Below are 9623 nucleotides of genomic sequence, written 5' to 3'. Positions count from 1 at the left end.
TTGAAATATGGTAAGGTCAAAAATCCTAATGATTTTCCTACATTTCAAATTAATCAAAATAATAATACAATAATATTAAATAAAAACTCTACTTTTAAGTGTTCTTAACAAGGGGAAGATTACAAAATCACTTGACGTTTTTATTGAAATGTCTTGAGGAAATAATTTATTTCATTCTAACTTATAATAAGATTGAACTAATAAGAATTCTAATTAGATATATGATTACACAAATTATCATCCTGAATAAAGTAATAACTAAGTAGAAGTATTTCTTCAATACATATGTTAAAGAATAATTATTCAAAAGTGTTTTATAGATTTTTATTCTGAATGATAAATATAATTGTTAGAATCTATTAAAAGTTTTATTACTTCTTTATAATCTAAAGTAAACATTATAAAAAAAGCAACTTCGAGATGAAGTTGCTTTTCTATTTAAAATAATATAAGTCTTTGTTCTTACGCATTCAATGCTTCTGCACCACCAACGATCTCTAAGATCTCGTTTGTAATAGCAGCTTGACGAGCTTTATTGTATTGAATTTTCAATCCTTTTTGTAACTCGCTTGCGTTGTCTGTTGCTTTATGCATTGCAGTCATACGTGCTCCGTGCTCAGAAGCGTTAGCATCTAATACGGCTTTGAATAATTGCGTTTTCAACGTTTGAGGGATTAAGTCTCTTAAAATTTCTTCTTTCGAAGGGTTGAAGATATAATCTAACTCTGCTGAATTGTTTGCTTCTTCTTCAGTTTTCTCTAAAACGACTGGTAAAAATTGTTCGTCTTGTACAATTTGAACAGCTGCATTTTGAAATTGATTGTAGATAATTCTGATTTGATCAAAGTTACCTGCAGTAAATTTCTCTACTAAATCGTCTGCAATTTCAGCTACATCTGCAAAATTTAAATTATCCCAAATGCTTGATGCATTTTTATAGATAGTTTGTGTTTTACTAAAAGTATCATTAGCTTTTTTACCAATTGCTAAAATCTCTACGTGTTTACTTGCTAATTCGCCAGCTAATAACGCATTTACTTTTTTGATGATGCTTGAGTTGTATCCTCCACATAAACCTCTATTTGAGTTAATAACGACTAAAAGTACTTTATTAACTTCGCGCTCTTCTGTTAATGCACCTCCTACTTCAGCTTCTAAAGTAGAACTTACATTTTGTAAAAGTTCACGTAATTTATCTGCATAAGGACGTAACTGTACGATAGAATCTGTAGCACGTTTTAGTTTTGCAGCAGAAACTAATTTCATAGCACTTGTAATCTGCATTGTAGAACCTACAGAAGTAATACGGTTACGTATATCTTTTAAATTTGGCATAATTCTATTTGAGATGAAGGATTAAAAGGAACTTAGAGATTCGGAAACCTCTAAGTTTCATTTATATTTTATTAGTATTTAGAAGTAGTTTCTGTGATAACTTTCTTCAATACATCCATAATTTCATCAGTCCATTTACCTAAACGGATAGATGTTAAAGTGTCTGCATATTTGTTGCGCATTAACTCAACAAAGTCAGCTTGCCACTCTTTCACTTGGTTAACTGGAACGTTTTTCAACATACCGTTAGTACCCGCATAAATAACTGCTACTTGTTCTTCTACTGGAATTGGAGCGTTAACACCTTGTTTTAATAACTCAACGTTACGTTCACCTTTACCAATTACGTTCATTGTAGCTGCATCTAAATCAGAACCAAATTTCGCGAAAGCTTCTAACTCACGGTATTGTGCTTGGTCTAATTTTAATGTACCAGATACTTTTTTCATTGGTTTTGTTTGTGCAGAACCACCAACACGAGATACAGAGATACCTACGTTGATCGCTGGACGAACACCTGAGTTGAATAAATCAGACTCTAAGAAGATTTGTCCATCTGTAATCGAAATTACGTTTGTTGGGATATATGCAGAAACGTCACCAGCTTGAGTTTCGATAATTGGTAAAGCAGTTAAAGAACCACCACCTTTTACGATACCTTTCATAGATTCTGGTAAATCATTCATTTGAGATGCAATTGCATCATCTTTGATTACTTTTGCAGCACGCTCTAATAAACGAGAGTGTAAGTAGAAAACGTCTCCAGGATATGCTTCACGTCCTGGTGGGCGACGTAATAATAAAGACACCTCACGGTATGCAACGGCTTGTTTAGATAAATCATCATAAACAATTAACGCTGGACGACCAGAGTCACGGAAATACTCTCCGATTGCAGCACCTGCCATTGGAGCATATACTTGCATTGGAGCTGGATCAGATGCATTAGCAGCAACTACTACTGTATATTTATCTGCACCGTGGTCTTGTAATGTTTTCATGATACCTGCTACTGTAGAACCTTTTTGTCCTACTGCAACATAGATACAGAAAACTGTTTCACCTCTATCGTAAAACTCTTTTTGATTTAAGATTGCATCTAAAGCAACAGAAGTTTTACCTGTTTGACGGTCACCAATGATTAACTCACGTTGTCCACGTCCAATTGGAATCATCGAGTCAATAGAAACGATACCAGTTTGTAATGGTTCGTTTACTGGTTGACGATAGATAACCCCAGGAGCTTTACGCTCGATAGGCATTTCATATAATTGTCCTTCGATTGGTCCTTTACCATCGATAGGATTTCCTAACATATCTACAACACGTCCTAACATTCCTTCACCTACGTTAATAGATGCAATTTTGTTTGTACGTTTTACAGTGTCACCTTCTTTAATACCTTTTGAAGGTCCGAAAAGTACAATACCTACGTTGTCTTCTTCAAGGTTTTGTACCATTCCTTCTAACCCGTTTGAGAATTCTACTAATTCTCCGTATTGAGCATTGTCTAACCCGTAAACACGAGCAATACCATCCCCAACAGTTAGAACGGTTCCTACTTCTGCTAATTCAACTGATGAATCAAAGCTTGTAAGTTGTTGTTTTAATATAGCTGAAACTTCAGCTGGATTTATTTCTGGCATTTCTGAAATATTTAAAATTTAGGAATGTATTCGTTTTTCGAAAAATCTTTTTTTAATGTAGCTAACTTAGTTTTGATTGACGAATCAACTTGATTGTTTCCAATTTTTAAAACGAAACCTCCAATTAAAGATGCATCAATCTTGTTCTCTACTTTTACTTGACTATTTGCAGCTAAAGTTTGTTTTGCTTTTGCTACAATATTATCAATTGTATTTTGATCTAATTGTACTGCCGAAGTAATTTCTGCTGTTACAATATTATTTGCTAAATCGTATAATGAAATAAACTGATCTGCAATTTTAGACAAAATATTTTCTCTACCATGTCTTACGACTAACGAAATGAATGTTTGAGAAGTTTTTGATAAAGACTTGAAAATCTCACTCAAAACAGCTTCTTTTTTCTTTGCATCAATCACCGGAGAATTTAAGAAAACTCTTAAATCATCATTCTCTTTAATGACTTTGCGAACATCATTCATTTCAGCATACACTACGTCTGTTTGGTTTGCTTCATTCGCAAACTCCATCAAACCTTTAGCATATCTTTGTGCTGCTCTGAATCCTGCCATGATTAATTGAATTTAACTTGATCAATAACATCATTCACTAAAGCTTCTTGTGCAGATTTGTCTGACAATTCTTTAGTTAAGATTTTTTCAGCAATTTCAATTGACAACTGCCCAACTTGATTTTTGATATCAGCCATAGCCGATGCTTTTTCATTTTGGATAGCTGACTTAGCATTTTCAATTAATTTGTTTGCTTCTACAGTTGCAGAATTTTTCGCCTCGTTGATGATATTTTCTTTCATTTCACGCGCTTCTTTCAAGATAGCATCACGTTCAGCACGAGCTTCTTTCATGATTTTCTCGTTTTGAGCGTTTAATAAAGCAATCTCTTCTTTCGCTTTTTTAGCTGCGTTTAATGCATCCTCGATAGATTGTTCTCTTTCTTTAACTGCAGATAAAATTGGTTTCCAAGCTAATGATCTTAACAATACTAATAAGATGATAAATACGACCGCAGTCCAAAAAATAAGACCAACTGAAGGTGTAATTAAATCCATTGTGTGTATGTATTAAATTTTATTTTTTACTAATTAATTTTTTAATGAATTAGCTTCAACAACCAACCGTTATTGAAGCTAATTTTAATTCAAATATTATCCGTTACCTAATAACGCAACTACGATACCGAATAAACCTGCACCCTCGATTAAGGCTGCTGCGATAATCATAGCTGTTTGAATTTTTGAAGCCGCTTCTGGTTGTCTAGCGATTCCTTCCATAGCTGATCCACCGATTTTACCGATACCTAAACCAACTCCTAAAACTGCTAAACCAGCTCCGATTGCTGCAATACTTCCTGTCATGATAATTGTATTTAATTATTAAAAAATTATTTTTATATTTCTTTGTTCTTAATGATGATCGTGTTCTGCTACTGCTGTTCCGATGAATAACGAAACTAACATTGTGAATACGAACGCTTGTAATGCCGCTACTAATAACTCTAAACAGTAGATAAATAACGCTAATGGAATAGATCCACCTGCCATAGCTTCTGTTTGGAAAATAAAGATTAACGAAATTAACGACATAATGATGATGTGACCTGCTGTAATGTTCGCAAATAAACGAATCATTAAGGCGAATGGTTTTGTAATAATCCCGATTAACTCAATTGGAGCTAAGATTAATTTTACTGGAACCGGTACACCTGGCATCCATAACATATGTCCCCAGTAACCTTTGTTTCCTGAGAAATTAATTACGATTAATGCGATTAATGCTAATACAAATGTAACTGCGATATTACCTGTAACGTTAGCTGCACCTGGTAACAATCCTAATAAATTGTTGATCCAAATGAAGAAAAATAACGTTAATAAATAAGGCATAAATTTCGCATATTTTTTCTCACCGATATTTGGAATTGCTACTTCATCACGAACAAAAATAATAATTGGCTCGATGAATCCTGCAATACCTTTTGGTACCATATTTCCTTTTTTGTAGTTAGATGCAACTGCAGAGAAAACTAAGATTAAAATCACGAAAGAGATTAACATTGATGTTACATTTTTCGTAATAGAAAAATCTAATGGTTTTTCATTCTCTAAATGAATAGCTCCTTTTTCGTCTACGTGAGGTTTGATTGTACCTTGCGCATCTGTTTTGTAGATTTTTTCGTGGTAGTTGATATAGTAGTTTCCGTTACTTTCAACAACCGCTTCGTTGTGGTGAAATTTAGAAGACATAAAAACTTGTAAACCATTATCCCATAAAATAACAGGTAATGCAACTCCTACACTTTTTTCTCCTTCTCCCCATAAATGCCAATCGTGCGCATCTGCAATGTGGTGCATGATACCTGGCACTGGGTTAAATGTAGACTCGCCAGATTTCACTTTAGCAGCTTCCTCTTGACTTTTTACTTGCTCACTTTTAATTAACTCCTCAAACGTTTTTGGAAGACTTTCGTGCGGAACTGCTGTAGAGGCGAATCCGAAATTGAAAAGTAATAAAAACGCTAATAACGCTGAAAATTTCATGTATAATTCCTTTGTTTCTAAATTGCGTGCAAAATTATAGTAAATTAACCACTTACCAAAGTCAAATGCTAAAAATCATTAAACTTTTTTTAACTTTAAATTAATTAAGCGAATAAACACTAAAACTTCGGCTAGCAAAATTACAAAATAACTTATAATTAATTGTACAACATTTGATTTAATTTGTTCATTCACAACAATCAATGCTAATACAATTGCCATCTTCGCAATCATCCCTCCCATAAAGGCAAAACCAACATATTCTGGAAATTTTATCTTCACAAAACAACCAACTTGCAAAATCATTAATGTAATTAATCCAATTATTAAATACATTTTTGGAACAATTAGCGGATTTTCGCTAAAATTATAATGCTCAACAATTGCGTAATGAATACCACAAAAAATTGCAACCATTGCAATAAAAGAAAGTGCTAAAAGAATAAATTTCTTAATCATTAAAATTATTTTTTTGGTAATTGCTTCAACATCAAATATAATCCTGCAAAAACTCCCAGCAAAGATAAGCCAGCCGTCCATAATGGCTTGTCTGTTTCCATTTTTTTATCCAAAAAAGTTCCTAACCAAGCAAATAACGCAATCGTTACCGCCATCTGTATTCCCGTCGCAGAAAACTTTAAATATTGATTTACACCTTCGGACTTTCGTTCTTCTTTCATAAGTTTTATGTAATTTTGCAAAAAATTATTTCGTGGTAAAGATAGGAAACATAGAATTACCAGACTTCCCTTTATTGCTTGCACCGATGGAAGATGTGAGTGATCCGCCATTTCGTCGCCTATGCAAAATGCATGGAGCAGACTTGATGTATACAGAATTTATTTCTTCTGAAGGATTGATTCGTGATGCAATAAAAAGTCGTCAAAAATTAGATATTTTTGATTACGAACGTCCTATTGGTATTCAAATTTTTGGTGGAGACGAAGAAGCCATGGCAATGTCAGCTAAAATTGTAGAGACAGTTCAACCTGATATTGTTGACATCAACTTTGGATGTCCTGTAAAAAAGGTTGTTTGTAAAGGCGCTGGAGCTGGTGTATTAAAAGATATAGATTTAATGGTACGTTTAACAAAATCTGTTGTTGAAAGTACACATTTACCAGTTACTGTAAAAACGCGTTTGGGTTGGGATTCTGACTCGATCAACATTTATGAAGTTGCAGAACGTTTGCAAGAAACAGGTATCAAAGCTTTGTCAATTCACGGTCGAACACGTACACAAATGTATAAAGGAAATGCAGACTGGGAACCGATTGCAAAAGTAAAAGCTAATCCAAATATCGAAATTCCAATTTTTGGAAACGGAGATATAGATTCGCCTCAAAAAGCAATAGAATACAAAGAAAAATACGGTGTAGACGGTGTAATGATTGGTCGTGCGGCGATTGGTTACCCTTGGATTTTCGAGCAAATTAAACATTATCGAGAAACAGGTGAATTGTTACCAGAACCAACAATCGTAGAACGAATGGAAGCGGCTAAAAACCATTTAAATTGGGCGATTGACTGGAAAGGTGAACGTACAGGAATTTTAGAAACGCGTATGCATTATACCAATTATTTCAAAGGAATTCCAAATTTCAAACCTTATCGTACAAAATTAGTCACACAAGATAATCTTGTTGATTTGATGCAAACTTTCGAAGAAATCGAAAAAGAATTTATTCCAACATTAGAAGAAATTTAATCGTTAGAAATAATTCATTAATATAAAAAAATCCACCAAAAAACTTGGTGGATTTTTCATTTAAACTTGAGACTATAATTAATTACAATTATCTACAAGCAACACTTCTTCTGGATTCAGCGTATCATATTTCATCAATACAACTTCATCCACATCTGCTCTAGATCGTAAAGTAACTTCATAAACTTCATCATTTACAGGATATTGTATCGTTGCTTTCGGACGTTTAAATGTTCCGCTAGTTTCCACAACAACACCTTCTACGCATTTCCCAGTTTTAGCCAATTGATCTTCTAATTGACTTTTCGAATATTGACTAAATCCGAATGCTGCAAGACCTAAAATTGCGATGACGATATAAAAATATTTTTTCATAGAATTAAAATTTAATGTTTCGTATTAGTTTTGTTTGAAACAAATTTAGATTCAATTCTATCGTTATAAAATCCCTATTATTAGCTAATTTTCAATCTACAACATTTTTATTAATCATTAATTGATCAATACTAAATAAATACTGAGATTGTACAGCAAGTAAAAGTGCTGCTGTCGCACTTGTCCAAACAGAATAATCAAAAGTAGCTTTTACACCAAAGGCAATAGACATAGCTAATGCAAAAATTGTTAAAAGTAAAAATGTACCTAGTGCTGTAATCCTTGTTTTAAATCCTATTAATAATAAAATAGAAAATAGAATTTCTAAAAATGTCGCACCATAGGCTCCTAATTCACTTAAATATTTTGGAAGAAAAAAAGTTAACGTACGAGTATAATCTTCAAAAGATGCCCAATTCCCCCAAGACACGTTTTCAGTCCAAATTCCAAAACGGTCAGCAACTGCTGAAAGCATGGAAAAAGCCAAAGCTATTCTTAAAAAAAGCTGAGGAAGTCCTTGTTTTGTCATAAGTATAAATTATTATATACGACAAAACTAAATTAATGCTTCTTCAAAAATCTTAAACTAGATTAAGAAAGATTATTCGTAACTATTTTTCTGTTTCATGCTTCGTTTTCAGCGCATAAAGTGCAAAAGTTCCCAACCAATGACTTCCCATATAATCGTCATTTGTAATATTATTTAAGGAATAATTGAGATGATTTTGCGCAATTTTATTCAAATGTTTTAACTCTGGTAATTTTGCAGAAATTTGATACAAAGCCTTTGCACGACTAAAATTCAAACCATCCAAATGAACCAATTGCCCATCCGTACGATCCGAAACAATTCCAGGTTTTAGCTCATGTTTTTTATCAAACAATTGTGGTAAAAATGATTTCAACCATTTTTTATATTCATCATGCGGGTGAATTTTAGACATCAACAAAGCCTCTTCCAAACAAGCCGAAAGAAAATCTGATCCACTTGGTTCGAAAGCAATATTGCAACTTTTATCTTTTAAATAAAGACGATTTGCATTATCAGTAATCACTTTTTCGAATGTTTTATCATTCACAGAACGTGCATAATCGATCGCTAAGCTCAACCCAAAAGCTGTGTTATCATGCGTACCTGTACGAATTGGATAAACTAATTTCGGCAAATATTCTTTGTATCGAATAATAATCAAATCACTCAAAGGTTTCAGATTTTTTGCCCAAACTTGCGCATCTTTATCTTGCCAATTATTCAATTCCATTTGCAATTGTAACAACCAAGCCCAACCGTATGTACGTTCGAAATTCTTGTTATTTTTATCATTGAAAAAGGCCATTTCAACCGCAACATTTTCTGCTGTAATCAATTGATTTAACTCATTTCTAACCTGATTATTTTGATCCAATTCAGGAAAATCTTTCATCAATTTCACAATCGACCAAAATCCATGCACAGACGAATGCCAATCAAAACAACCATAAAAAATTGGACGCAATTGCTTTGGCGTTTTAAGATCTGCATCACTTCCCAAAACATTTCCTAATTTGTTCGGATACTCAGTCTTGATACAATGCGTTGGTAATTCAAATATTTTTTTGGCTTGATCTAAGTGTAATTCTTGCGCAAAAACTGTAGATGATATAAAGGTTGATAAGATAATAAATCGTTTCATGAAGATTGTTTTTACTAAGATAGAAATTATTCTTTGCTTATACCAAGTTGATGATAATTCTACTAAAAATAGTCTTTTATAAATTAAATCTTATACCTCCCATTAAATATCCAGATAAAGTTTTAAGATTTACGTAACCTTGATAATCTGTTGTAGAAATATTTTTTAACATAGAATTTTGATTAAGATTAATAAAATTAAATCCTTGAATAAATAGATCAAAATTTTTTAATTTATAATCAATTTCAGTGTAAAAGTTCCAGTTTGTATTTTTTATTACTTCTATATTTTTAATAATTTGATTATCATTTAAAACTCCTACTTTAATT

The 9623-nt window shown here is 32.7% G+C and carries 13 protein-coding genes; 1 reads left to right on the top strand and 12 read right to left on the bottom strand.

The genetic code is table 11. The features are described 5' to 3' along the window. Positions 1 to 462: 462 nt before the first annotated feature. The 8 genes from atpG to G0Q09_RS14300 form a co-directional block, all read right to left on the bottom strand. Positions 463 to 1335, bottom strand: a complete 873-nt coding sequence (gene atpG / locus G0Q09_RS14335; protein ID WP_219035388.1) for an ATP synthase F1 subunit gamma — start codon at positions 1333 to 1335, stop codon at positions 463 to 465. Between the two features lie 71 nt (positions 1336 to 1406). Beyond that, on the bottom strand, positions 1407 to 2981 hold the full coding sequence (gene atpA, locus G0Q09_RS14330; RefSeq protein WP_038335134.1) for a F0F1 ATP synthase subunit alpha: 1575 nt from the start codon (positions 2979 to 2981) through the stop codon (positions 1407 to 1409). Between the two features lie 11 nt (positions 2982 to 2992). Continuing rightward, positions 2993 to 3553 (bottom strand): ATP synthase F1 subunit delta, encoded by a 561-nt coding sequence (gene atpH, locus G0Q09_RS14325; RefSeq protein ID WP_219035387.1) that lies wholly within the window; start codon positions 3551 to 3553, stop codon positions 2993 to 2995. Between the two features lie 2 nt (positions 3554 to 3555). After that, positions 3556 to 4050, bottom strand: coding sequence for a F0F1 ATP synthase subunit B (locus tag G0Q09_RS14320; protein WP_219035386.1), 495 nt, complete (start codon positions 4048 to 4050; stop codon positions 3556 to 3558). Positions 4051 to 4146: 96 nt separating this feature from the next. After that, complete coding sequence (gene atpE / locus G0Q09_RS14315; RefSeq protein WP_013598300.1) at positions 4147 to 4356, bottom strand: ATP synthase F0 subunit C; 210 nt, start codon at positions 4354 to 4356, stop codon at positions 4147 to 4149. Between the two features lie 48 nt (positions 4357 to 4404). Continuing rightward, positions 4405 to 5538, bottom strand: a complete 1134-nt coding sequence (atpB, locus tag G0Q09_RS14310; RefSeq protein WP_084106903.1) for a F0F1 ATP synthase subunit A — start codon at positions 5536 to 5538, stop codon at positions 4405 to 4407. Positions 5539 to 5616: 78 nt separating this feature from the next. Beyond that, positions 5617 to 5997, bottom strand: coding sequence for a hypothetical protein (locus G0Q09_RS14305; RefSeq protein WP_114997874.1), 381 nt, complete (start codon positions 5995 to 5997; stop codon positions 5617 to 5619). 5 nt (positions 5998 to 6002) lie between these two features. Next, entirely contained in the window at positions 6003 to 6218 is a 216-nt protein-coding gene (locus G0Q09_RS14300; RefSeq protein ID WP_114997876.1) for an AtpZ/AtpI family protein, read from the bottom strand. A 32-nt stretch (positions 6219 to 6250) separates the two neighbouring features. On the opposite strand from G0Q09_RS14300, the gene dusB reads away from it, so the two are divergent. Continuing rightward, positions 6251 to 7246 (top strand): tRNA dihydrouridine synthase DusB, encoded by a 996-nt coding sequence (gene dusB / locus G0Q09_RS14295; RefSeq protein ID WP_219035385.1) that lies wholly within the window; start codon positions 6251 to 6253, stop codon positions 7244 to 7246. 78 nt (positions 7247 to 7324) lie between these two features. On the opposite strand, the gene G0Q09_RS14290 is transcribed toward dusB, so the two are convergent. The 4 genes from G0Q09_RS14290 to G0Q09_RS14275 all read right to left on the bottom strand — a co-directional run. Beyond that, the gene (locus G0Q09_RS14290; protein ID WP_038335098.1) at positions 7325 to 7621 is read right to left on the bottom strand and encodes a hypothetical protein; all 297 of its coding nucleotides are present in this window, start codon (positions 7619 to 7621) and stop codon (positions 7325 to 7327) included. 91 nt (positions 7622 to 7712) lie between these two features. Continuing rightward, a complete protein-coding gene (locus G0Q09_RS14285) occupies positions 7713 to 8150 on the bottom strand; it encodes a DoxX family membrane protein (protein WP_219035384.1) in 438 nt (145 codons plus the stop codon). An 82-nt stretch (positions 8151 to 8232) separates the two neighbouring features. Next, the gene (locus G0Q09_RS14280) at positions 8233 to 9294 is read right to left on the bottom strand and encodes a DUF2891 domain-containing protein (protein WP_219035383.1); all 1062 of its coding nucleotides are present in this window, start codon (positions 9292 to 9294) and stop codon (positions 8233 to 8235) included. Positions 9295 to 9370: 76 nt separating this feature from the next. Then, positions 9371 to 9623: hypothetical protein (locus G0Q09_RS14275; protein ID WP_219035382.1), on the bottom strand; the 253-nt coding region annotated here is incomplete at its 5' end.

It is taken from the genome of Empedobacter falsenii (assembly GCF_019308355.1).
Lineage (GTDB): Bacteria > Bacteroidota > Bacteroidia > Flavobacteriales > Weeksellaceae > Empedobacter > Empedobacter falsenii_B.
The sequence above is the reverse complement of the archived record's forward strand: the minus strand, read 5'-3'. Positions and strand labels throughout refer to the sequence as shown.

What these genes read in the sequence shown, in the direction of transcription:
- G0Q09_RS14305 (WP_114997874.1), bottom strand. Translation starts at nt 5,997, where the DNA reads ATGATTAAGAAATTTATTCTTTTAGCACTTTCTTTTATTGCAATGGTT.
- G0Q09_RS14285 (WP_219035384.1), bottom strand. Translation starts at nt 8,150, where the DNA reads ATGACAAAACAAGGACTTCCTCAGCTTTTTTTAAGAATAGCTTTGGCT.
- atpE (WP_013598300.1), bottom strand. Translation starts at nt 4,356, where the DNA reads ATGACAGGAAGTATTGCAGCAATCGGAGCTGGTTTAGCAGTTTTAGGA.
- atpA (WP_038335134.1), bottom strand. Translation starts at nt 2,981, where the DNA reads ATGCCAGAAATAAATCCAGCTGAAGTTTCAGCTATATTAAAACAACAA.
- atpB (WP_084106903.1), bottom strand. Translation starts at nt 5,538, where the DNA reads ATGAAATTTTCAGCGTTATTAGCGTTTTTATTACTTTTCAATTTCGGA.
- G0Q09_RS14300 (WP_114997876.1), bottom strand. Translation starts at nt 6,218, where the DNA reads ATGAAAGAAGAACGAAAGTCCGAAGGTGTAAATCAATATTTAAAGTTT.
- G0Q09_RS14290 (WP_038335098.1), bottom strand. Translation starts at nt 7,621, where the DNA reads ATGAAAAAATATTTTTATATCGTCATCGCAATTTTAGGTCTTGCAGCA.
- G0Q09_RS14280 (WP_219035383.1), bottom strand. Translation starts at nt 9,294, where the DNA reads ATGAAACGATTTATTATCTTATCAACCTTTATATCATCTACAGTTTTT.
- atpH (WP_219035387.1), bottom strand. Translation starts at nt 3,553, where the DNA reads ATGGCAGGATTCAGAGCAGCACAAAGATATGCTAAAGGTTTGATGGAG.
- G0Q09_RS14320 (WP_219035386.1), bottom strand. Translation starts at nt 4,050, where the DNA reads ATGGATTTAATTACACCTTCAGTTGGTCTTATTTTTTGGACTGCGGTC.
- atpG (WP_219035388.1), bottom strand. Translation starts at nt 1,335, where the DNA reads ATGCCAAATTTAAAAGATATACGTAACCGTATTACTTCTGTAGGTTCT.